This is a genomic window from Streptomyces sp. NPDC005574, from assembly GCF_040605435.1.
Taxonomy (GTDB): Bacteria; Actinomycetota; Actinomycetes; order Streptomycetales; family Streptomycetaceae; genus Streptomyces.
Genome location: NZ_JBEXCW010000002.1, coordinates 130,002 through 151,355 on the forward strand (window position 1 = coordinate 130,002; position 21,354 = coordinate 151,355).

The window sequence follows — 21,354 nt, forward strand, 5'->3', positions numbered from 1 at the left end:
TGTGCCCATGGCCGCGTTCTTCTCGGGTTTCTCGGAACCACCCCGGCACGAGGCACCGGAGCCCCTGGAGGGCCCGGTGGTCGCCACCGTGACCGGCGGCACGATCATCTGGTTCGTGCTCTTCCTGGTCCAGCTCCCCTTCTACGGCTGGTTCGACGACCACGGCCACACCTGGTGGGTCTGGACCTGCCTGGCCGGCGGCGGCCTCGGCCTGATCGGCATCTGGTACGTCCGCAGGAGGGACGCGGCGATCAAGCGGTCCTCAGGCTCCACCGCGGACAGCGCCCCCGCGGAGCCGGAGGACCCCGGGCCCACCGCGCGGTGAGCAAGCCCCTCCTACGACCACAGCACCAGCCCGGCGCCCCCGCCCTCATCCCCAGGTCGGATCTTCGCCCGACTCGGCGGGTGAAGCCGTAAAACCGCACGTACCGTCGAATCCATGACGCACTTCCACGCGAGTGCCGGACTCGACCCGGTGCACCCCTTCCCCGTCCGGGCGGCGACCGGGCTCAGCGCCGCCGAGGTCGCGGAACGCGTCGCGCGGGGGCAGGTCAACGACGTGCCGGTGCGCAGCAGCCGCTCCGTCGGCGAGATCGTCCGGGCGAACGTCCTCACCCGGTTCAACGCGATCATCGGCGTGCTCTGGCTGGTCATGCTGTTCGTCGCGCCGGTCCAGGACAGCCTCTTCGGCTACGTCATCCTCGCCAACACGGGGATCGGCATCATCCAGGAGTGGCGGGCGAAGAAGACCCTCGACTCGCTCGCCGTGATCGGCGAGGCCCGCCCGACCGTACGGCGGGACGGCACCGCCACCCGGGTCGGGACGTCCCACATCGTGCTGAACGACCTGATCGAGATCGGCCCCGGCGACAAGGTCGTCGTGGACGGGGTGTGCGCCGAGGCCGACGGGCTGGAGATCGACGAGTCACTGCTCACCGGCGAGGCCGACCCGGTCGTCAAACACCCCGGTGACCAGGTGATGTCGGGGAGTTTCGTGGTCGCGGGCGGCGGCGCGTTCGAGGCGACCCGGGTCGGGCGCGAGGCGTACGCCGCCCAGCTCGCCGAGGAGGCGTCCCGCTTCACCCTCGTCCACTCCGAGCTGCGCAGCGGCATCTCCACGATCCTCAAGTACGTGACGTGGATGATGATCCCGACCGCCCTCGGCCTCGTCGTCAGCCAGCTCGTGGTCAAGCAGCACGGCTTCAAGGACTCCGTCGCGCGCACCGTCGGCGGCATCGTGCCGATGGTCCCCGAGGGGCTGGTCCTGCTCACCTCGGTCGCCTTCGCCATCGGTGTCGTCCGGCTCGGCCGCAAGCAGTGCCTCGTGCAGGAACTGCCCGCCATCGAGGGGCTGGCCCGCGTCGACACCGTCTGCCTCGACAAGACGGGCACCCTCACCGAGGGCGGCATGGACGTGACCGAGCTGCGGACGCTCCAGGACGCCGACGAGGGGTACGTCCGCACGGTGCTCGGCGCGCTCGGCACGTCCGACCCCCGGCCCAACGCCTCCCTCCGGGCCGTCATCGACGCCTACCCGGACCCCGGCGACTGGCGACGCACCGACTCGCTGCCCTTCTCCTCGGCCCGCAAGTACAGCGGCGCCTCCTTCGGCGAGAGCGACGGCGCCTCCAGCACATGGCTGCTCGGGGCCCCCGACGTCCTGCTCGACGGCGACGACCCGGCCGGCGCGACCGCCCTCGCCGAGACCGACCGGCTCAACGAACAGGGACTGCGGGTGCTGCTCCTGGCCCGCGCCGCCCACGGCCTCGACCATCCCGAGGTGGCCCGGTCGGCTCAGCCGGCCGCCCTCGTCGTACTGGAGCAGCGCCTGCGGCCGGACGCGGCGGACACCCTGCGCTACTTCGCCGAGCAGGATGTCCACGCCAAGGTCATCTCCGGGGACAACGCGGTCTCCGTCGGCGCGGTGGCCGGAAAACTCGGGCTCACCGGCGAGGTCGTGGACGCGCGCCGGCTGCCCGACGACAAGGAGGCGATGGCGCGGGCCCTGGACGAGGGCACGGTGTTCGGGCGGGTCGCCCCGCAGCAGAAGCGGGACATGGTGGGCGCCCTGCAGTCACGCGGCCACACGGTCGCCATGACGGGCGACGGCGTGAACGACGTCCTCGCCCTCAAGGACGCCGACATCGGGGTCGCGATGGGCTCCGGGTCCGAGGCGACCCGGGCCGTCGCACAGATCGTGCTGCTCGACAACAGCTTCGCGAGCCTGCCCTCGGTGGTCGCGGAGGGCAGGCGGGTCATCGGCAACATCACCCGGGTGGCGACCCTGTTCCTGGTGAAGACGGTCTACTCGGTGCTGCTGGCCGTCCTGGTGGTGTGCTGGCGGGTGGAGTACCCGTTCCTGCCCCGCCACCTGACGCTGCTGTCCACCCTCACCATCGGCATCCCGGCGTTCTTCCTCGCCCTCGCCCCCAACCGGGAGCGGGCCCGGCCCCACTTCGTACGGCGCGTCATGCGGTACTCGCTGCCCGGCGGGGTGGTGGCCGCGGTGGCGACCTTCGTGACGTACCTGATCGCCCGCCACCACTACAGCGGGAGCGGCTCACTGGACGCGGAGACCAGCGCGGCCACCCTGACGCTCTTCCTGATCTCCATGTGGGTCCTGGCGATCATCGCCCGCCCCTACACCTGGTGGCGGGTGCTCCTGGTGGCGTCGATGGGCGCGGCGTTCGTGGTGGTGCTCATGGTGCCGTGGCTCCAGCACTTCTTCGCGCTGAAGCTGGTCGGCGTGACGATGCCGTGGATCGCGGTCGGCATCTCGGCGGTGGCGGCGGTCGTCCTGGAACTGCTGTGGAAATGGGTCGACCGCCGCTTCCCGGCCTAGCTCTTACTGCACGTCGACGTAGTCACCGGTGGCGTTGACCGGCGCGGTGGTCGCGCTGCCGGCGAAGACGAACCGGTAGTAGCCGTCGACCGTCGCGGTGGTCGTGGTCTTCAGGGCGCCGGTCGTCGACGACTTGACGCCCTTGACGGCGGTGTACGTGGTGGTGCCCGCCTTGCGGAACTGGAGCACGACCGGCTGGGTGGAGTAGCCGGCGTACACGTTGGTGTCCCAGTTCGCCCGGCTCAGCTTGCCGGTGACCGTCAGGGTCCTGCCCTTCTTGACGGGCTCCGGGGCGGCGTCGACGGTGAGCTTGGCGGTGCGCAGGACCTTGACGCTGCCGAGGTCACCCTGGACCTTCGTGGCGTCGTCCTTGGTGACGGCCAGGCCGCCGGCGTGCCAGGTGCCGGCCTGGGAGCTGGAGAGGTCGCCGTCGCCCGCGTAGATCTTGATGACGGCCGAGCAGTCGAGGACGGTCGTCGAGGTGTCGGTGCAGGTGCCCGGCTCCTCGCTGATGACGACGTTGTCCGGCGTCTGCACCGAAGCACCCTTGTAGATCAGCGGGCCGCTGGCGAAGTTGTCGGCGCTGGTGTCCAGGCTCGCGGCGTGCGTCAGGGTGTACGTCACCGGGACGCTGACCGTGCTGGTGGCGCCGACGACGATGGGCTTGCCGTGGTTGACCTTCATGTTCGAGAAGGTGACGTCGAGCGTCGCGGCGGCGGACACGCCGTCCGCGGCGGCGGCGCTGAACGCGGCCTTGCCGGACGGGGCGTCGGCGGCCTGCGCGGCCGGCACGGCGAAGGCGGAGAGGACCAGGGCGCCGGAGACGGCGGCCACGGTGGTGCGTATACGCATGTTGCGTTCCCCAGGGGGAGAAGTGGTGTGGAGCCTGTTGGCTCACGGGGTGAGATCCGCGAGGGAAGTGGCTGGTTGTACGCCCCGAGGACGATTTTGATCACCCTTGCGCAAGCTTGGGCCCCGCATGTACAGGACTTGGCCTGGCCATGACGAAACGTGGGCGCCGGCCCCGGGCGGGGCGGCGAGACCGTCGCCGAGTACAAGTCGAGGTGGACACGGCCTGACAAGATCGACTTCGGGTTCTAGGAGACGAGTGCGCGACAAGGAGTTCATCGAGGCGTTCCGGGACGGGCAGGAGGGATTCGGCCTGAACGGCACCTACTACCCGACCGTCATGTTCCTCACAGGGATTGACGTCGGCCGGTCCGGCGGCCTGCTGCGCGGGTTCACGGAGTGGCTGGTCGTTCGCAGGGGCGAGTGCATCAGCCTCTACTGGCATCAGCTCGTCCTCCTGGACCTGTTCCCCGACATGAAACTCCAGGGCTGGAAGGATCCGGGCCACCTGACCCCGGACCAGCACCGACAGGCCGTGGAACACCTGTTCTCGCTCGTCCTGGAGTTCCTGGGCGTACGGAACAACCCGCGAGTGCTGGGCCTCATGTACACGCGGTACGAAGCCCTGTACGCCCACATCGAGGGATAGGCCGGTACATACGCCAGGGCCGCCTCACCGGAGAGTTCTCCGGCGAGGCGGCCCCGCGTTCGTGTCGGGCTCAGTCGAACCAGCGGTCCCGGGACAGTTCGGCTGTGCGGGAGGGGTCCTCCAGGAGGGCTGTCACCTCGAAGCGGCGGGGCCACTGGCCCGCCGCCCAGGCGAGGCCGGCGGCGACGCCCTCCAGGGTGGCCGCGTGCAGGACGCCGTCGGGGGTCAGGCGCCAGTCCAGTTCGACGCCGTCCACGACGAGTTCCTCGTGCTCGACGTAGGTCGCGGGGGTGCGCGGCCCCAGCAGGAGCGCCACCGGCTCCGGTACGCCGTGCTCGGTGCCCTCGGAGTCCACCCGGCCCGTCACGGACTCGCTCAGCCGCCGTACCTGGAACAGTTCGGCCAGTTCGGCGGCGCGGGCCGGGCGTACCGGCAGCAGGGGGACGCCTTCGGTGAAGGGCAGCAGGTCGGGTGAGTCGACGACCACCGCCTCGGACGCCTCCACGACCTCGATCCGGCCGTCGACCACGGCCCGCAACTCGTCGGGCAGGGTGACCTGTTCGGGGTCCAGTTCGGCCAGCGACCCGTACAGGGCGTGCAGTTGGGCGGCGGTGACCTCGCGGTCGGGGTCGGCCAGCCGGTCCAGGAGTTCGGCGGCGCCGCCCGGTTCGTCCAGCAGCGCCGCCACCGAGGTCCGGACGCCCAGCGCCCGCAGCACCTGCTCGTCGTCGAAGCCGGTCGCCTCGGCCTCCTCGTACAGGCCCCGCAGCAGCGGATCGCCGCCCGCCGCCAGCAGTCCGGCCGGGCGGCGGCCGTCGAGCACCGGGTGCCCGCGCAGCCACCACGCGGTGTACGGCCGTACGACCTCGTGGGTGCCGTCGGCCAGCAGGATCCGCACGGGCTGGACGATCGCGTCGCGCAGCGGGGGCCGGGACAGCAGGGCGAGGGCCTCGGGCCACTTGTCCTCGTCGACGAGGTCCAGGTCGCGCACGGCGAGCAGTTCGGTGGCGACCGGCGGGACCGGGGTGTCCGGGAAGCGGTCGAGGACGTCCTCGCTCCACACGTCGACGGCGTCCAGCAGGCCGGCGTCGTCGGGTTCGGCGAAGTCCCCGTCGCGGGGCTCCAGTTCGTCCGGGTCGAGAACGACGTCCGTGGCGCGGACGAGGGTGAAGTTCGCGAGCACCCCGCAGGCGGCCAGCGGCTGTTCGCCCCACTTTCGGGCCAGCTCGTGGTCCACCAGGGCGAGTTCGTCCTCCCGCATGACCCGCGCGAACGGGCTGCCGGGCAGCACGAGTTCGCCGGCCGGGGACAGCTCGCCCTCCTCGTCCGGCAGGGCCAGCGCTCCGAGCCAGGGTTCGTCGCCGGGCTGCAGGCCCGCGTCCCGCACCAGCGCGAGGACGGTGTCGGCCAGCTCCTCGCTGTCGGGCGCGTCCTCCTCCCAGTCCATCGGGCCCTCGTCGTCCAGGGAGGCGGCCACGGCGGCCCGCACCTGCGGTGTGGTGAGCACGGCCCGCGGTGTCGCGGGCAGCGCGCCCAGCTTCTCCAGGAGCGGATGCGCGGCGTCCGCGTGCGCGACCTTGAGGCCGAGCCGGGCCAGCACCTCCGGGTCGGCGCGGTCGTCGGGGGTGGGCAGCAGGACCTGGCGCGGGCCGATGGTCGTACGCCCGTCGGCGAGCGGCACGGGAAGCCCGGACAGCCGGTCCGGGTCGACGCCGGCGAGGCTGTCGTACAGCCGCCGCCACCAGCCGGGTTCCTTCTCCAGACCGGCCAGCCGGTCCACCGCGTCCGTCAGCGGCACCCGGGCGACGCCCAACGTCCGCAGCTCGACGCGTCGTTCGAGGCCGGCGGGCAGCAGCGTGGGCAGCACCTCGGCGAGCACCCGCACGGTGTCGCCGCTCGCGCCCTCCACCACCTCGGCGTCCCGCGGCCGCAGCGACTCGGGCAGCTCGTCGGCGTCGTCCCCGGCGGGCGCGACGGCGGGCGGCAGGAACGAGGTGCGGGGCAGCCGGTCGAGGACGGCCTGCCGCAGCGCCCCGTCCAGCTCGCCCTGGCCCAGCGGTCCGGGCACCAGGCCGATGATCGCCTCGCTCACCGGCCGCCAGTCGGCGAGGAGCCCGGCGTACGCGTCCGCCGCCCGCTGCACCAGGAAGTCAGTCAGCGGGCCGGGCGCCGCGTGCCGGCGGGTGGTGTCCAGCGGGAAGGAGGCGATGAGCAGCGCGGGCACGCCGAGCGCCTCGTCGCTGGGCGTGGGGGCGTGGACGTACGGGCTGGTGCGGGGGCGGACCGGGGCACCGTCGGCGTCCACGGGCACGGCCCAGGTCACCGACCAGTGGGGGCGCAGCCGCTCCTCCACCGGGCGGTCGGCGAGCAGGTCCGGGGTGAGCGGCCCGTGCGCGGACGCGGTACGCCACCGGGTGGCGCCGTCCCGGGAGTCCGTTACGACGGTCTCCGCGCCCTCCGTGCGGCGGCGCAGGGTGCGGGCCTCGCCCGTCCCCGTCTCGATCACGACCTCCTCCAGGCCGGGAAGGGCGAGGAGGAGCGCGTCGTCGACGGCGTTCAAAAGGCGTTCGGCGAGGCCGGCGGCCGCGGAGTCGCGCAGCGGCAGGATGACGGCCGTGTCGTACGGCTCCGGGGCGGTGCCCTCGGCGGCGAAGGGCAGCCGCAGCAGCGGCACGTGACCCTCGCGCCGGCGGATCTCACCGCCGAGCCCGGGGCTGTGCCGCGCCGTCTCCTCGGCCAGCACCCGCGCCTCGCCCAGCGACCAGCGGACCCCGCCGTGCAGGCCGACGAGCGCGGGCTCGTCCGTGACGGCGAGGACGGCGGCGAACCCGACACCGTAACGGCCCACGGCACCGACCGCGCCGTCCGCGCTGTCGCCACCGCCGGTGTCCCGCTTGGCGGAGGCGCGGAGCGTGGACAGCGACTCGACGCCGGCCGCGTCCACGGGGGCGCCGGTGTTCGCGGCGACCAGGACGCCGTCGCGGAGGGTCAGCCTGAGCCGGCCGGGCACGCCGGCCCGGGCGGCCGCGTCGGCGGCGTTCTGGGCGAGCTCCACGACGAGCCGGTCCCGGTAGCCGCCGAGGACGAGGTCCTCCTCGGCGTTGGCGTCCTCACGGAACCGGGCCGGACTGGTGGCCCAGGCGTCCAGCACACCGCGGCGCAGACGGGCCGTCCCGAACGGATCGGCACCCTCGGCGGCGGGCCGCACGAACTTGCTCACGTTCACTCTCCTCGTCGGCGTGACGACGAAGGTACCGCGCGCCCGGGAAACCCCGTCACGTGAGACCGGGCGACCCGACACCACGAGCCGGTCCAGCACCATCAGCCCGTCCGGCACCATCAGCCCGTCCGGCACCCCACCAGCCGGCCCGGCATGATCAGCCCGTCCGGCACCATCAGCCCGTCCGGCACCCCACCAGCCGGCCCGGCATGATCAGCCCGTCCGGCGCTTGAGGACGAGGCCGTTCAGGCCGAACGGGGGCCCAGGGCCGCAGCCCCGGAAACCCGCACCCCCACGACCCCGCAGCCGCCGGCCAGGCAGCCCACCCGGCACCACCAGCCCGTCGTCCGGCACCACCAGCCGGCCCGGCATGATCAGCCCGTCCGGCGTTTGAGGACGAGGCCGTTCAGGCCGAACGGGGGCCCAGGGGCGCAGCCCCGGAAACCCGCACCCCCACAACCCCGCAGCCGCCGCCCAGCGAACCGGCAGCCCACGACCCCGCAGCCGCCGCCCAGGCAACCCGCGACGCTACGAGTGCCCCAACTCCGCCACATCCCCGTCGGAGACATCCGGTACGGACCCCGAGTCCGCGGCCGGCCGCAACGGGAAGGGATCGATCCGCGTCTCGTCGAGCCGCGGCGGCGGCGGCTGAGGCGGCTTCGGCATGACCGCCGCCTCGGAGTGCCCCCCGCAGCCGTACGCGAGGGAGACGACCCGCCCGTCCGCCGGGGCGAACTCGTTGGCGCAGACACCGAAGGCCTGCCCCAGTGATCCGCCGATCGGCGTGAGGAAGGCGCAGCTGACGCAGGTCGCGGGTGCGGCCTGGGCCATCGGGGTCTTGGCGCCGTACGCCTCCTCCCAGCGGTCCGCGGCGGCGTGCAGCCCGTACCGCGACAGGACCCTCGCGCGCCGCATGCCGAGTTCCTCGGCGACCGCGGCGATCGACCCGCGCACGGGGGCGCCGGGAAGCTGCGCCGGGGAGCCCTCGGTGACCTCCGCGTCCTCGGCCTCGACGAGCTCGGCCATCTCCTCCGACACCGCGGAGTTCGGCGGCGGCTGGTCCTCACCGGTGTAGCCGGGCTCCAGCCGCAGGTCGTCGGCCTCCGTCGGCAGGAGGTCGCCGGGGCCCATGTCGCCGGGGCGCAGCCGTTCGCTCCACGGCACCCACTCGGGTGCCAGCAGGGCGTCCGGTCCGGGCAGCAGGACCACCTCGTCGAGCGTGACGAGTTTGGCGCGGGAGGCGCGGGCCACCGTCACGGCCCAGCGCCAGCCGCGGTAGCCGAACTCCTTGCACTCGAAGAAGTGCGTGACAACCCGGTCCCCGTCGGCCTGGAGCCCCGTGTGCTCACCGACGACTCCGGGTGCGGCGGCCTCTTCGGCCGCGGCACGGGCGAGGTCGACCGCCTCGGCGCACAGGCGGTCGGTGGTGCGGCTTCGCGTTGTCGCTGCGCTCACAGGTATCGCTTCTCTCCTACGCCGTCTCTCGGGTGCGTCTGCCTTTGGCGGCGGGGCGGACGGAGCGGACCGGAGGACCGCGTCGACGTCCGCGCCCGCTCGCACTCGGGCGCACCTGTACCACCCATTCTGCGGGATGGCTGAGATACGCACGCTACCTGTTCACCGGCGCTCGGCCTACACCGGAGGTTGTTCTTCGGCGCTTCGCGCCGATGTTTTCCGCTCCGCGCACCGGAGTTCTCCGCTCCGCGCACCGGAGTTCTCCCGTCCGCGCACCGGAGTTCTCCCGCCCGCCCGCGGGGACCGGCCGGTCGAGAAGTGCGCGGCCATACGCGCGGTAACCGCACTATCAATGCCTTTCTCGGGGCACTATGACGTCGTGGCAGCCGCGAGGACACCCCCAGGAGCCACCGGAGTCGGTGGGGTCAAGGGCAGCAGTCGTAGTGGCGGATCGGGCCGGTTCCGCGGGTCCGTCCGCTCCGTCGGCCGTGCCCTGCACTTCCCGGTGACGGGTCCGGCCCGCGGTATCCGCAAGGCGACCCACGCGCACGGCGCAGGCGAGTCGGGCCTGGGCAAACTCATCGAACTGCACGGGGTGAACGGCGCCGGCGACGTCATGATCACCGTGGCGCTCGCCTCCACCGTCTTCTTCTCGGTGCCGACCGACGAGGCCCGCGGGCGCGTCGCGCTCTACCTGGCGATCACCATGGCGCCCTTCACCGTCCTCGCGCCGGTGATCGGCCCCCTCCTCGACCGGCTGCCGCACGGCCGCCGGGCGGCGATGGCGGGCGCGATGCTCGCCCGGGCGCTGCTCGCGCTGATCATCTCCGGCGCGGTCGCCGCCGGCAGCCTGGAGCTGTATCCGGCGGCCCTGGGAGTGCTGGTCGCCTCGAAGGCGTACGGCGTGGTCAGAAGCGCCGTGGTGCCCCGGCTGCTGCCACCGGGCTTCTCCCTGGTGAAGGCGAACTCCCGGGTCACGCTCGGCGGGCTCCTGGCGACCGGGGTCGCGGCGCCCGTCGCGGCCGGCCTCCAGGCCGTCGGCTCCCGCTGGCCGCTCTACGGCGCCTTCGTGATCTTCGTCGCGGGGATGTTCCTGTCCTTCTCGCTGCCACCGAAGGTCGACTCCTCCAAGGGCGAGGACATCGCGCTGCTCGCCGCCGACGAGGAGCACCTGCACGGGCCGCATCTGCGTCCGGTCAAACGCCCCGGGCTCCGTACGGTCGGTACGGCCGTCACCCACGCCCTCGGCGCCAACGCCACCCTGCGCTGCCTCACCGGCTTCCTGATCTTCTACCTGGCGTTCCTGCTGCGGGAGCATCCGCTGACCGGCGAGAGCGCGGCGGTGTCGCTGGGCATAGTGGGCGTCGCGGCGGGCGCGGGCAACGCACTCGGCACGGCGGTCGGGGCGTGGCTGCGCCGGGCACCGGAGATCATCATCGTCGCCGTGGTCGCGATCGTGCTGGGCGCGGCGATCACCGCCGCGATCTTCTTCGGCGCGTTCGTGGTGGCGTGCCTGGCGGCGGTCGCCGGGTTCGCGCAGGCCCTCGCCAAGCTGTCCCTGGACGCGCTGATCCAGCGGGACGTGCCCGAGCTGGTCCGCACGTCGGCGTTCGCCCGTTCGGAGACCCTGCTGCAGGTGGCCTGGGTGTTCGGCGGCGCGATCGGCATCGTGCTGCCGCTGAACGGCACGCTCGGCATGTCGGTGGCGGCCGCGATCGTCGCCATCGGCTGGCTGGGCACCACCCGCGGCCTGCTGGCCTCCGCCCGCCGCAGCGGCGCCGGGCACCCGCGAGTGGCGTAACGAACCGGGCACGCCGCACCCCGCGTAGGGGGACGGTCCCACCTGCCCGATAACCTTCGCCCATGACCACGCTGCCCCGCGGCGAAGCCGCTGATGTACACCGGGCTGTGCGACGCCGCCGCGTCGTCGCCGCCGCCGGCGCCGTTGCCGCCGGACTGCTCGTCCTGTCCGCCTGCGACAAGCCGACGCCGCGTGCCACCGTGACGGTCGGCAAGAGCTCGGTGAGCGCCGAGGCCGCCTGCTACGAGGACGGCGACAACCTCGGCAAGGCGAAGGCCACGAAGTGCGCCCTGCAGAAGTCGTCGGACTCGATCGACGTGCCGCAGAGCGAGACCCTGCGCATCGGCGTGGACCCGAAGGTCGCCGACACCGGCTGGGCCCTGTGGATCAACGGCCAGCAGGTCACCAACCCGTACAAGAAGACGTACTACTCCTTCGAGGGCGTCGACCTGTTCGCCGACCAGCAGGGCCAGGCCGCGCCGAAGCAGCTCTACATCAGCGTCGTCGAGCAGAACAAGGCCGGCACCCAGTTCAAGGGCGTGTGGAACTTCAAGCTCGTGAACGCGGACGCCTGATCCCGGCCCCGCCATGCGCATCCTCGTAGCCACCGCGGTCCCCGTCGAACGGGACGCGGTGGCTCGCGCGTTCTCCGGGCCGGCGCGTGAGGTGCGGGTGCCGGGCGTGACCCTGCACCAGCTCCCCGAAGGCGGCCCCGACCTGATCGCCGCCGGCGTGGGCCCCGCCCTGGCCGCCGCGTCCGTCGCCGCCGCCCTCACCGTCGCGGCCCTCGACGGCGCCCCCTACGACCTGGCCGTCTCCACCGGCATCGGCGGCGGCTTCGCCCCCGGCGCGCCCGTCGGATCCGTCGTGGTCGCCGACGAGATCACCGCCGCCGACCTGGGCGCCGAGACGGCCGACGGCTTCCTGCCGGTGACCGAACTCGGCTTCGGGACCGTCACCCACCGTCCACCGGAAACACTCGTACGAGGGGTCGCGGCGGCCACCGGAGCGCGCGCCGGCACGGTCCTCACGGTGTCCACCGTCACCGGTACGGCCGCCAGCGCGCACGCGCTGCGGACCCGGCACCCGCGGGCGCTGGCCGAGGCCATGGAGGGCTTCGGGGTCGCCGAGGCCGCCGCCGCGCACGGGGTGCCCGTGCTGGAGATCCGGGCCGTCTCCAATCCGGTCGGCCCGCGCGACCGCACCGCCTGGCGCATCGGCGACGCCCTCATGGCTCTTTCGGACGCCTTCGGGAAGCTCACGCCCGCACTGGAGAGTTGGAACCCACATGACGACACCCACGACCGAGACCGCTGAGCGGCCGCAGACCCTGCGGATCGCGTACTCCCCCTGCCCCAACGACACGTTCGTCTTCGACGCCCTCGCGCACGGCCGCGTCGCGGACGCCCCCGCGCTCGACGTGACCTTCGCGGACATCGACCTCACCAACGGCATGGCCGAGCGCGGCGAACTCGACGTGCTGAAGGTGTCGTACGCCGTGCTGCCGTACGTCCTCGACGAGTACGCGCTGCTGCCCTGCGGCGGCGCGCTGGGCCGGGGCTGCGGGCCGCTGGTGCTGACCCGGGAGGCGGGCACCGACCTCACCGGCCGGACCGTGGCCGTGCCGAGCGAGAGGTCCACGGCCTACCTGCTGTTCCGGCTGTGGGCGGCGGACCTGGTGCCGGGCGGGGTCGGCGAGATCGTGGTCATGCCGTTCGACGAGATCATGCCCGCCGTACGGGACGGCAAGGTCGACGCCGGACTCGTCATCCACGAGGCCCGCTTCACCTACCGGAACTACGGGCTGCACAAGCTCGCCGACATGGGCGAGCACTGGGAGGACACGACCGGGCTGCCGATCCCGCTGGGCGCGATCATCGCCCGCCGGGCGTTGGGCGCCGCGACGCTGACCGCGCTCGCGGAGTCGATCCGCACGTCGGTGCGGGCGGCCTGGGACGACCCCGCGGTCTCCCGGCCCTACGTGATGGAACACGCCCAGGAGATGGACCCGGAGGTCGCCGACCAGCACATCGGGCTGTACGTCAACGAATTCACCGCCGACCTCGGCGACGACGGCTACGCGGCGGTACGCGGACTGCTCACGCGCGCGGCGGCCGAGGGACTGGTTCCGCCCCTCGGCCCGGACGCGCTCGCTTTCCCCTGAGCGCCTCACGGCGGGGGCGGGTCCTTACACGTCCAGTTGGTCGGCGACCGCGCGCAGCAGGCCCGCGATCTTCGCCCCGGACGCCTTGTCGGGGTAACGGCCCCGCTCCAGCATCGGCGTGATGTTCTCCAGGAGGGTCGTCAAATCCTGGACGATGGAGGCGAGTTCGTCGGGCTTTCTGCGGGTCGCGGCCGCGACGGACGGCGTCGGATCGAGGATGGTGACCGAGAGGGCCTGGTCACCGCGCTGCCCGGCGACCACTCCGAACTCCACCCGCTGGCCCGGCTTGAGCATCTCGACTCCGGCGGGGAGGACCGAGGAATGGACGAAGACGTCACCGCCGTCGTCACGGGAGAGAAAGCCGAAGCCCTTCTCACTGTTGAACCACTTGACCTTGCCAGTCGGCAAAGCACACGCTCCCTCGATAGCTGCCGGACTGACACCGGACGCCCTGAACTTCCGTCGAAACACCCTACCGGGGGTCTCTCCAGCGGAACACGCCTTAAAACAGCGCCGGGCCCGCGCCAGGGAGGCAAGGGCTCAAGGTGGTGAAGGAAGTGTGAGGGGTCGACCGATGTGGCGGTAGGAGCGTCGCGACCAGCACGAGTGCGCTCAACGGCCATGTCTCGCTCAAGCGCGGCCAAGCCGACCGCTGCCGTAAAGGGCAATCGCCTTCTCTCCTAGGGAAGTAGTCACCGGTGAGATTCCCGGTGAGGATGCGGGGCGCGGTTCCACGCACGCATGCCTGTCGGGCGTGCGCCGGAATAGTCGCCGTGAAAGAGGACGACCCGCCTATTCGCATCCTGAGGGCGCCTTCCGGCTACCGCCTCCCCTCGGGGATTTCCCTCACGCCTCTTTCTTTCACGCCGCTTCGAGTTCCTCTGGAAATGCGAGAACTTCCCCCTCGGTGAATTCCCTCAACTCGGGGCTGATCCGGTGCGCCGGTACATTCTGGCCGATCAGGAGCCTGCCCGTTCCGTCACCCTTGCTCAGGCGCAGCTCCTGTGCCCTGGCCTGGACATCTCCCAGGTCCATGACCGTTGCCCTGTCGCAGTGGTCGACACCCTTACCCCAAGCCCGGACCTTCACGTGGTGAGTCCGCAGGAATTCCCTGCGGTCCTCCTGCTCTTTGGCTTCCCGGACTTCCCCGTACTTCCTGCCCGTCGACTTGGGAGCCGGTTGACTCTTTCCTCTTCCTGCCTGGCCGGGAGAGCGACCTTTACCGACAGACCCTTCGGCATACGGCGGCAGGACTCCTTCTGCCCCTGTCCGTCGTCCCTGCCGACTGGAGTTCCCTCGCCTGAGAGAGTCCCGTACCAGGGAGAGATGGAGCCTGAGACGTCCGTGCCTCCGCCTCCCCCACCAGGACGCCGGACGGGAGAGGGGAGCTGACAGGGTGTCTGATCACGCCACGCCGGTTGCTCCTTCGGGCAGGGAACTACCCTGGTCCCGTGCGTGACAGAACCCAAGTGAATTCCGCCGGGCCCGGTGACCGACTGGTCCGGGCCGGCGTTGTCGTGTTCTTCGTCGGCGCCGTGGCCACACTCGTCACCGTGGCCCCGCTGCTGCTCGACACGAGGCCGTTCCCCACCTACATGTTCGGACTGAGCATGCTCATGGGCGTGGGCTTCCTGCTGGCCGCCGCCGGTGTGCTGAGGTCCGTGGCGGCGGGGCGCCGTCAGGCGCGGGCCGGGCGGTAGGGCGGTATCGCGAAGGCGGCGAGCCAGTCCGGGAACTCGCCGAGCCCGCCGAGGACGACGTCCGCGCCCGCCGTGCGCAACTCCTCGGGACTGCACGGGCCGGTGGCGACGGTGACCGCGAGGGCTCCGGCCGTGCGGGCGCCGCGTACGTCCCCGACGTGGTCGCCGACGTACACGCCGGCCCCGTGCGCGCGCAGCGCCTGCGCCTTCTGCTCCGCCCACAGGTCGCCGACGACCGCGTCCGGCTCGATGCCCAGGTGCTCCAGGTGGAGCTCGGCGTTCGGCTGGTGCTTGGCGGTGACGACGACCGCCCGGCCGCCGGCCGCCCGGACCGCCGCGAGCGCCTCGCGGGCGCCCGGCATGGCGGTGGTGGGCGTGATGGCGATCGCCGGGTACATCGAGCGGTAGAGGTCGGTCATGGCCGGGACGCGCTCCGCGGGGAACCAGTTGACCAGTTCGTCCGCGAGCGGCGGACCGAGCCGCGTGACCGCGAGGTCGGCGTCGATGTACGTCCCGGTCCGTTCGGCGAGCGCCTGGTAGCAGGCGCGGATGCCGGGCCGGGAGTCGATGAGGGTCATGTCGAGATCGAAGCCGACGGTCAGCGTGGGAGAGGTCATGCGGGCCATTGTGCCGAGTCGGTGCGGCTTACACGTGTCCCCGGGCGGGCCGGGGACGGCCGGCAGGGTTCAGCGCCGGCGTTGCGAGCGCCACACCAGGTACAGGGCGGAGGCGACGGCCGCGCCGCGGATGACCCAGGGCCAGGTCTGGCCGATCGCGTCGTTCATGTGGCCCTGGGCGATCGGCTCGCCCCAGCGGCCCCGGGTCCGGCCCCAGATCCAGCCGAAGCCGGCCGCGACGGCCAGTCCGGGCAGGAACACGACCGCCCACTTCGTCTCGGTCTGGGTCAGCCGGCGTGAGGCGTAGGTGATCAGCCAGCCCACCACGAGGACCGGCAGGTTGCCGAGGACGGCCCCCGCGAGGAGGAGGGCGGCGGCGAGCAGGAGCAGGGGGTTGCTCCAGCCGCGGGCCCTGGCGGTCGCGGTGGGCGCGGCGGTGGGAGCGGGCGAGGTGCGGTTCTTTCGCAGGCGCCGGGGCAGCAGGCGGCGGCGTCGGGCGGGCGGGGCGGCGGGGGCGCCGGTCACCTCGACGGCCGGCGCGGTCTCCTTGGTGGCGGCCGGGTCCGTCTCCTTGGGCGGCGGCGGTTTCAGCAGTTCAGGGATCTCCACTCCGCCGACGAACCCGGGCACGGCGTCCCCGAGTCCGAAGGGGCTGCCGTCCACCCGCCACCAGTCGGGCTGCCGGGTGACGTCGCCGAGTTCGTGGGCGCTCGCCAGGTGCGGTGGGGAGGGCGCGTCGGAGGCGGTGGGCTCGGGCGGCTGGGCGGGGCGGGGCCGGGGGACCATGCGGCGCAGGCCCTTGGGCCGCTCGGTGTCCTCCGCCTCGCGGTCGCGCTGCACGGGTACGGCGGGCGTCGGGGTCCGCGGTTGGCCGCCGGTGCCGCCCGCGGCGGCGACGACGTCGTCAGGGCTGCCGATGCGGTCGAGGATGCGGCGGACGGCGGCGGGAGAGTCGACGGGCACCTTGGCGCGCCGCCGGTCGATCTCGTTGCGCAGTTCCGAGACGAGCCGCATGCGGGTGCCGGACGGCAGCTGCCGCTGCTGGGCCACGTCGCCGACGCGGCTCAGATACTCGTAGACGACCTGGTCGCTCTCGATACCCACGAAGTCCCCTCCGGGGCCGGTGCGTTGGATACCCCGTGGGACGACGGTAGCGCAGGTCAGCCTCTGCCGGCCGGTACGCCGTCCGGTGGCGGGGGCGTTCCGGCCCGGGCGGGAGGCGGGCCGGCGCGGGACCGCACGCCCGGGTCGGCCGCCGGGGGTGACCCGCTAACGTGGGGCGGATGAGCAACCCGGCATCCCCGCCCCGGTCCCTCGCGGAGGCCCTCCGCGCACGGGACGACGCGGCCCTGGCGGTCCTTCTGCGTGCCCGCCCCGACCTCGTCACGCCGGTGCCCACGGATCTCACGCAGCTCGCGACGCGGGCCGGCACGCGTGCGTCGGTCGTGCGGGCCCTGGAGCGGCTGGACCGGTTCGCGCTCCAGACGGCGGAGGCCCTGGCCGTCGCCGCGGACCCGGCGCCGTACGCGGAACTGCTGGCGTTGATGGCCGGGGACGAGGGGGATCCGGTGGTGGCGGCCGCGGTGCCGAGCGCGCTGGGGACGCTGCGCGAGCAGGCGCTGGTGTGGGGGGACGACGAGCGGCTGCGTCTGGTGCGTACGGCGCGGGAGCTGCTGGCCCCCTCGCCGCAGCATCCGTCGCCGACGGGGCTGGGCCCCACGGTCGCGGAGGCCACCGCGGGCATGTCGCCGGGCCGTATCCAGGAGATCGTCGCGTCGGCGGGGCTGGCGTCGACGCACGACTCGGTGTCGGCAGTGGAGGCGCTGACCGCGCTGTTCCGGGACCGGGTGCGGATGGCGGCGCTGCTGGCGGAACTGCCGGAGGAGTCCCGGGAGGTGCTGTCCCGGCTGGTGTGGGGTCCGCCGTACGGTCAGGTCACGGCGGAGCCCGCGGCGCATCTGCGGCGGCTGCTGGACCGCGGGTTGCTGCTGCCGACGGCGCCGGGGACGGTCGTCCTGCCGCGGGAGGTGGCGCTGCACCTGCGCGGGGGGCGGGCGCACCGGGCGGCCGAGCCGGTGCCGCCCGCGGTGGAGGCGGCCGGCACGCACCGTCCGCAGGTGGTGGACGCGGCGGCGGCCGGGCAGGCGTACACGGCGCTGGCGACCGTGGAGGAGCTGCTGAAGGACTGGGACGAGGGTGGTCCGGCGGTGCTGCGGGCCGGGGGGCTGAGTGTCCGGGACCTCAAGCGCACGGCGGTCGCCCTCGACGTGGCGGAGCCGGTCGCCGCGTTCTGGGTCGAACTCGCCTACGCGGCGGGGCTGCTGGCCTCCGACGGGGAGGCGGACGAGCGGTACGCGGCGACCCCGGCATACGACGAGTGGCTGGAGCAGCCTCCGGCGCGGCGCTGGGCGCGGCTGGCGGAGGCGTGGCTGACGGCGACCCGGACGCCGGGGGTGGTCGGTGGGCGCGACGCGAAGGAGCGCACGCTGTCGGCGCTCGGTCCGGGTCTGGACCGCTCGGCGGCTCCGGAGGTGCGGCACCGGGTGCTGACGCTGCTGGCCGGGCTGCCGGAGGGTTTCTCCCCGTCCGCGGGGTCGGTTCTCGCCCGGCTGCGCTGGGAGCGGCCGTTGCGCGGTCCGCAGCAGGACGACGACCTGCGGGGCCGGCTCGCGCGGTGGACGCTGTCGGAGGCGGAGCTGCTGGGTGTCACCGGCCGGGGTGCCCTGTCGGCGCACGGGCGGGCGCTGCTCGGGGCGGTCGCACCGAAGCCGGCGCAGGAGGGCAGCGGGCGGGACGCGGAGCCGGCGGCGCGGGAGCGGAGCGCGCGGGCCGCGGAGCCGGCGGGACCCGGCGACAAGCTGCCCGTGCACCACGCGCCGGGGAGCCGGACGTCGGCGCCGCACCGGTCCGGTGGGGGACCGTCGTACGGGTTTGGCGGCACGGCGGTCGTCCCCGAGCCCCTGTCCGCGGGCGAGCAGGCCGCCGCCTGCGCGGCCGCCGCCCGGCTGCTGGCCCCGCTGCTGCCCGAGCCGCTGGAGCATGTGCTGCTGCAGGCCGACCTGACGGCGGTGGCGCCGGGTCCGCTGCGTCGCCCGCTGGCCGACGTGCTGGACGTCCTCGGCGATGTCGAGTCGAAGGGCGGGGCCACGGTCTACCGGTTCACGCCGGCCTCGGTGCGCCGGGCCCTGGACGCGGGCCGGTCGGCTTCGGACTTGCAGAGTTTCCTCGCCGCGCACTCCCGTACGCCGGTGCCGCAGCCGCTCGCCTATCTGATCGACGACGTCGCCCGGCGGCACGGGCACCTGCGGGTCGGCGCGGCCTCGGCGTACGTGCGCTGCGACGACGACGCGCAGCTCAGTGAGATCCTCGCCGACAAGCGGGCCGCGGGCCTGGGGCTGCGGCGGCTGGCGCCGACCGTGCTGGCGGCGCAGGCCGACCCGGGCACGCTCCTCGAGGGGCTGCGCGCGATGGGCTTCGCGCCGGCCGCGGAGTCCGCCGAGGGCGATGTGCTGATCGCCCGCGCGCACGCGCACCGGACCCCGCCGCGTACGGCGCCCGAGCCGGTGCCGGAGGGTCCGCCGGTGCCCGACGCGACGCTGCTGTCGGCGGCGATCCGGGCCGTGCGGGCGGGTGACCTGGCCGCGACGGCCCCGCGCCGGCCCAGCGCCGCCCCGGTGGCGGGCGGGGAGCTGCCGCGCACCAGCTCCGCCGAGACCCTGGCCACCATGCAGGCCGCCGTCCTCACCGGCGAGGCCCTGTGGATCGGTTACGTCAACGCGGAGGGCGCCGCCAGTCAGCGGGTCATCGCGCCGGTCCGGGTCGAGGGCGGCTTCGTCACGGCGTACGACCACACCGCGGACGAGGTGCGGACGTACCCGCTGCACCGGGTGACGGGGGTCGCGGAGCTGGCCGACGACCAGCTGTGATCGTCGGCCGGTAGGGCACACTGGACGTTTGGCCGTGCGTAGGCACGCCGGTTCATGCAGCTCCGTGCAGAAAGGCAGCCGCGCGTGAATGGTCCACTCATCGTCCAGTCCGACAAGACCCTGCTCCTGGAGGTCGACCACGAGCAGGCCGGTGACTGCCGTCGGGCGATCGCGCCGTTCGCGGAACTGGAGCGGGCTCCCGAGCACATCCACACCTACCGGGTGACGCCGCTGGGGCTGTGGAACGCGCGGGCGGCCGGGCACGACGCCGAACAGGTCGTGGACGCGCTGGTGCAGTACAGCCGGTATCCGGTGCCGCACGCGCTGCTCGTCGACATCGCCGAGACGATGGACCGCTACGGGCGGCTGACCCTCAGCAAGCATCCGACGCACGGTCTGGTGCTGACCACCACCGACCGGCCCGTCCTGGAGGAGATCCTCCGCTCCAAGCGGATCATCCCGCTGGTCGGGGCGCGTCTGGACCCGGACACCGTGGCCGTGCACGCCTCCGAGCGCGGGCAGATCAAGCAGACGCTGCTGCGCCTGGGCTGGCCCGCGGAGGACCTCGCCGGGTACGTCGACGGCGAGGCGCACGCGATCGACCTGGACGAGGACGGGTGGGCGCTGCGGCCCTACCAGAAGCAGGCCGTGGAGAACTTCTGGCACGGCGGCTCGGGGGTCGTGGTCCTGCCGTGCGGGGCGGGCAAGACGCTGGTGGGCGCGGGCGCGATGGCGCAGGCCAAGTCGACCACGCTGATCCTGGTCACCAACACCGTCTCGGCCCGGCAGTGGAAGCACGAGCTGGTGAAGCGGACGAGTCTGACCGAGGAGGAGATCGGCGAGTACAGCGGGACGCGGAAGGAGATCCGGCCCGTCACCATCGCCACCTACCAGGTGCTGACGACGAGACGCAAGGGTGTCTATCCGCACCTGGAGCTGTTCGACTCGCGGGACTGGGGGCTGATCCTCTACGACGAGGTGCACCTGCTGCCCGCGCCCGTGTTCAAGTTCACGGCGGATCTCCAGGCGCGGCGGCGGCTGGGGCTGACGGCGACGCTCGTGCGGGAGGACGGCCGGGAGTCGGACGTCTTCTCGCTGATCGGGCCGAAGCGGTTCGACGCGCCGTGGAAGGAGATCGAGGCGCAGGGGTACATCGCGCCGGCGGACTGTGTCGAGGTGCGGGTCAACCTGACGGACTCCGAGCGGCTGGCGTACGCGACCGCCGAGGCGGAGGAGAAGTACCGCTTCTGCGCGACCACCGCGACCAAGCGGAAGGTCACGGAGGCGATCGTGCGGCGGTTCGCCGGGCAGCAGATCCTGGTGATCGGGCAGTACATCGACCAGTTGGACGAGCTGGGCGAGCATCTGAACGCGCCGGTCATCAAGGGTGAGACGAGCAACGCGCAGCGCGAGAAGCTCTTCGGCGCGTTCCGGGAGGGCGAGATCAGCGTGCTGGTGGTGTCGAAGGTCGCGAACTTCTCCATCGACCTGCCGGAGGCGACGGTCGCCATCCAGGTGTCGGGGACCTTCGGTTCACGCCAGGAGGAGGCGCAGCGGCTGGGCCGGGTGCTGCGGCCGAAGGCCGACGGGCATCAGGCGCACTTCTACTCCGTGGTGGCGCGCGACACGATCGACCAGGACTTCGCGGCGCACCGGCAGCGCTTCCTGGCCGAGCAGGGCTACGCGTACCGGATCGTGGACGCGGACGAACTGCTCGCGGAGAGCTGAGCGGGAGTCCGGCCGGGGCGGGCGGTCACCTGCGGCGGACGCCCGCCTCCTCGCCGTACTCACCGAGGACGACCACGTCGAAGGCTGCGCCCACGAAGACGCGGACGGCGTGCAGGCTCTCGCCGAGGATGTGCCGGTGGCTGCCGAGGACGGGGGTGGCGCCGGCCGGGCGGGGCGGGCGCGGTGCTGGGGTGATGGTTGCTGCGCTCATACCTCCATAGTGGCTTTACGGGCATAAGGGTGGCATCGGTCTGCGGGGCGAGCCCCGCAGGTCACCGCGTAGTACTCCAGGCCGAGCCGTTCCCCTCCGGAGGTGAGGGTGTGTCCCCTAGGGGACGCCGGGAGGGCGCGGCCCGCGGCGCGGAGAATAACGCGTTGGTCCCCGCCGTCCCGCTCGCCTAGA

At 73.2% G+C, this 21,354-nt stretch carries 18 protein-coding genes; 10 read left to right on the plus strand and 8 right to left on the minus strand.

Annotated features, from left to right (window positions below; translation table 11 throughout):
• The first annotated feature begins 7 nt into the window (after positions 1 to 7).
• Both ABZT03_RS02265 and ABZT03_RS02270 read left to right on the plus strand, forming a co-directional pair.
• On the plus strand, positions 8 to 325 hold the full coding sequence (locus ABZT03_RS02265; protein ID WP_356032308.1) for a DUF2530 domain-containing protein: 318 nt from the start codon (positions 8 to 10) through the stop codon (positions 323 to 325).
• Positions 326 to 439: 114 nt separating this feature from the next.
• Positions 440 to 2,842, plus strand: coding sequence for a cation-translocating P-type ATPase (locus ABZT03_RS02270; RefSeq protein WP_356032310.1), 2,403 nt, complete (start codon positions 440 to 442; stop codon positions 2,840 to 2,842).
• A 3-nt stretch (positions 2,843 to 2,845) separates the two neighbouring features.
• On the opposite strand, the gene ABZT03_RS02275 is transcribed toward ABZT03_RS02270, so the two are convergent.
• Positions 2,846 to 3,694, minus strand: a complete 849-nt coding sequence (locus ABZT03_RS02275) for a hypothetical protein (RefSeq protein ID WP_356032312.1) — start codon at positions 3,692 to 3,694, stop codon at positions 2,846 to 2,848.
• A gap of 256 nt (positions 3,695 to 3,950) precedes the next feature.
• Here ABZT03_RS02275 and ABZT03_RS02280 point away from each other — a divergent pair, with 256 nt between their 5' ends.
• Positions 3,951 to 4,340 carry a hypothetical protein gene (locus ABZT03_RS02280; protein ID WP_356032314.1) on the plus strand — a complete coding sequence of 130 codons (390 nt, stop codon included), beginning with the start codon at positions 3,951 to 3,953 and terminating at the stop codon, positions 4,338 to 4,340.
• A 70-nt stretch (positions 4,341 to 4,410) separates the two neighbouring features.
• Here ABZT03_RS02280 and ABZT03_RS02285 read toward each other — a convergent pair whose 3' ends face one another.
• Both ABZT03_RS02285 and ABZT03_RS02290 read right to left on the minus strand, forming a co-directional pair.
• The gene (locus ABZT03_RS02285) at positions 4,411 to 7,560 is read right to left on the minus strand and encodes a molecular chaperone Hsp90 (RefSeq protein ID WP_356032316.1); all 3,150 of its coding nucleotides are present in this window, start codon (positions 7,558 to 7,560) and stop codon (positions 4,411 to 4,413) included.
• 528 nt (positions 7,561 to 8,088) lie between these two features.
• Positions 8,089 to 9,015 carry a DUF3027 domain-containing protein gene (locus ABZT03_RS02290; RefSeq protein WP_356032318.1) on the minus strand — a complete coding sequence of 309 codons (927 nt, stop codon included), beginning with the start codon at positions 9,013 to 9,015 and terminating at the stop codon, positions 8,089 to 8,091.
• A gap of 379 nt (positions 9,016 to 9,394) precedes the next feature.
• On the opposite strand from ABZT03_RS02290, the gene ABZT03_RS02295 reads away from it, so the two are divergent.
• The 4 genes from ABZT03_RS02295 to ABZT03_RS02310 all read left to right on the plus strand — a co-directional run bounded on the left by ABZT03_RS02295 (position 9,395) and on the right by ABZT03_RS02310 (position 12,980).
• The gene (locus tag ABZT03_RS02295) at positions 9,395 to 10,816 is read left to right on the plus strand and encodes an MFS transporter (protein ID WP_356032320.1); all 1,422 of its coding nucleotides are present in this window, start codon (positions 9,395 to 9,397) and stop codon (positions 10,814 to 10,816) included.
• 62 nt (positions 10,817 to 10,878) lie between these two features.
• Positions 10,879 to 11,391 carry a hypothetical protein gene (locus ABZT03_RS02300; RefSeq protein WP_356032322.1) on the plus strand — a complete coding sequence of 171 codons (513 nt, stop codon included), beginning with the start codon at positions 10,879 to 10,881 and terminating at the stop codon, positions 11,389 to 11,391.
• A gap of 13 nt (positions 11,392 to 11,404) precedes the next feature.
• Positions 11,405 to 12,133 carry a futalosine hydrolase gene (locus ABZT03_RS02305; RefSeq protein ID WP_356032324.1) on the plus strand — a complete coding sequence of 243 codons (729 nt, stop codon included), beginning with the start codon at positions 11,405 to 11,407 and terminating at the stop codon, positions 12,131 to 12,133.
• Positions 12,105 to 12,980 (plus strand): 1,4-dihydroxy-6-naphthoate synthase, encoded by an 876-nt coding sequence (locus ABZT03_RS02310; protein WP_356032326.1) that lies wholly within the window; start codon positions 12,105 to 12,107, stop codon positions 12,978 to 12,980. The genes ABZT03_RS02305 and ABZT03_RS02310 overlap by 29 nt, the downstream gene beginning before the upstream one ends.
• 24 nt (positions 12,981 to 13,004) lie before the next feature.
• On the opposite strand, the gene ABZT03_RS02315 is transcribed toward ABZT03_RS02310, so the two are convergent.
• Together ABZT03_RS02315 and ABZT03_RS02320 are read right to left on the minus strand one after the other, a co-directional pair.
• A complete protein-coding gene (locus ABZT03_RS02315; protein ID WP_356032328.1) occupies positions 13,005 to 13,388 on the minus strand; it encodes a cold-shock protein in 384 nt (127 codons plus the stop codon).
• A gap of 453 nt (positions 13,389 to 13,841) precedes the next feature.
• A complete protein-coding gene (locus ABZT03_RS02320; RefSeq protein ID WP_356032330.1) occupies positions 13,842 to 14,069 on the minus strand; it encodes a hypothetical protein in 228 nt (75 codons plus the stop codon).
• A gap of 362 nt (positions 14,070 to 14,431) precedes the next feature.
• Between ABZT03_RS02320 and ABZT03_RS02325 the strand changes: the two genes are divergently transcribed.
• Positions 14,432 to 14,680, plus strand: a complete 249-nt coding sequence (locus tag ABZT03_RS02325) for a hypothetical protein (RefSeq protein WP_356032331.1) — start codon at positions 14,432 to 14,434, stop codon at positions 14,678 to 14,680.
• Here ABZT03_RS02325 and ABZT03_RS02330 read toward each other — a convergent pair.
• Both ABZT03_RS02330 and ABZT03_RS02335 read right to left on the minus strand, forming a co-directional pair.
• Complete coding sequence (locus tag ABZT03_RS02330; protein ID WP_356032333.1) at positions 14,659 to 15,306, minus strand: haloacid dehalogenase-like hydrolase; 648 nt, start codon at positions 15,304 to 15,306, stop codon at positions 14,659 to 14,661. The genes ABZT03_RS02325 and ABZT03_RS02330 overlap by 22 nt on opposite strands.
• A 60-nt stretch (positions 15,307 to 15,366) precedes the next feature.
• Positions 15,367 to 16,401 carry a hypothetical protein gene (locus ABZT03_RS02335; protein WP_356032335.1) on the minus strand — a complete coding sequence of 345 codons (1,035 nt, stop codon included), beginning with the start codon at positions 16,399 to 16,401 and terminating at the stop codon, positions 15,367 to 15,369.
• 179 nt (positions 16,402 to 16,580) lie between these two features.
• Here ABZT03_RS02335 and ABZT03_RS02340 point away from each other — a divergent pair, with 179 nt between their 5' ends.
• A complete protein-coding gene (locus ABZT03_RS02340; protein ID WP_356032337.1) occupies positions 16,581 to 19,223 on the plus strand; it encodes a helicase-associated domain-containing protein in 2,643 nt (880 codons plus the stop codon).
• 84 nt (positions 19,224 to 19,307) lie between these two features.
• Positions 19,308 to 20,951: a DNA repair helicase XPB gene (locus tag ABZT03_RS02345; protein WP_356032339.1), complete on the plus strand. Its 1,644-nt coding sequence runs from the start codon at positions 19,308 to 19,310 to the stop codon at positions 20,949 to 20,951.
• 25 nt (positions 20,952 to 20,976) lie between these two features.
• On the opposite strand, the gene ABZT03_RS02350 is transcribed toward ABZT03_RS02345, so the two are convergent.
• Positions 20,977 to 21,162, minus strand: a complete 186-nt coding sequence (locus ABZT03_RS02350; RefSeq protein WP_356032341.1) for a hypothetical protein — start codon at positions 21,160 to 21,162, stop codon at positions 20,977 to 20,979.
• Between the last annotated feature and the right edge of the window lie 192 nt (positions 21,163 to 21,354).

Excerpts from the sequence above, each read along its gene's own strand:
- ABZT03_RS02270 (WP_356032310.1), top strand. The coding sequence starts at position 440 with ATGACGCACTTCCACGCGAGTGCCGGACTCGACCCGGTGCACCCCTTC.
- ABZT03_RS02350 (WP_356032341.1), bottom strand. The coding sequence starts at position 21,162 with ATGAGCGCAGCAACCATCACCCCAGCACCGCGCCCGCCCCGCCCGGCC.
- ABZT03_RS02310 (WP_356032326.1), top strand. The coding sequence starts at position 12,105 with ATGACGACACCCACGACCGAGACCGCTGAGCGGCCGCAGACCCTGCGG.
- ABZT03_RS02330 (WP_356032333.1), bottom strand. The coding sequence starts at position 15,306 with ATGGCCCGCATGACCTCTCCCACGCTGACCGTCGGCTTCGATCTCGAC.
- ABZT03_RS02305 (WP_356032324.1), top strand. The coding sequence starts at position 11,405 with ATGCGCATCCTCGTAGCCACCGCGGTCCCCGTCGAACGGGACGCGGTG.
- ABZT03_RS02265 (WP_356032308.1), top strand. The coding sequence starts at position 8 with ATGGCCGCGTTCTTCTCGGGTTTCTCGGAACCACCCCGGCACGAGGCA.
- ABZT03_RS02300 (WP_356032322.1), top strand. The coding sequence starts at position 10,879 with ATGACCACGCTGCCCCGCGGCGAAGCCGCTGATGTACACCGGGCTGTG.
- ABZT03_RS02275 (WP_356032312.1), bottom strand. The coding sequence starts at position 3,694 with ATGCGTATACGCACCACCGTGGCCGCCGTCTCCGGCGCCCTGGTCCTC.
- ABZT03_RS02340 (WP_356032337.1), top strand. The coding sequence starts at position 16,581 with ATGAGCAACCCGGCATCCCCGCCCCGGTCCCTCGCGGAGGCCCTCCGC.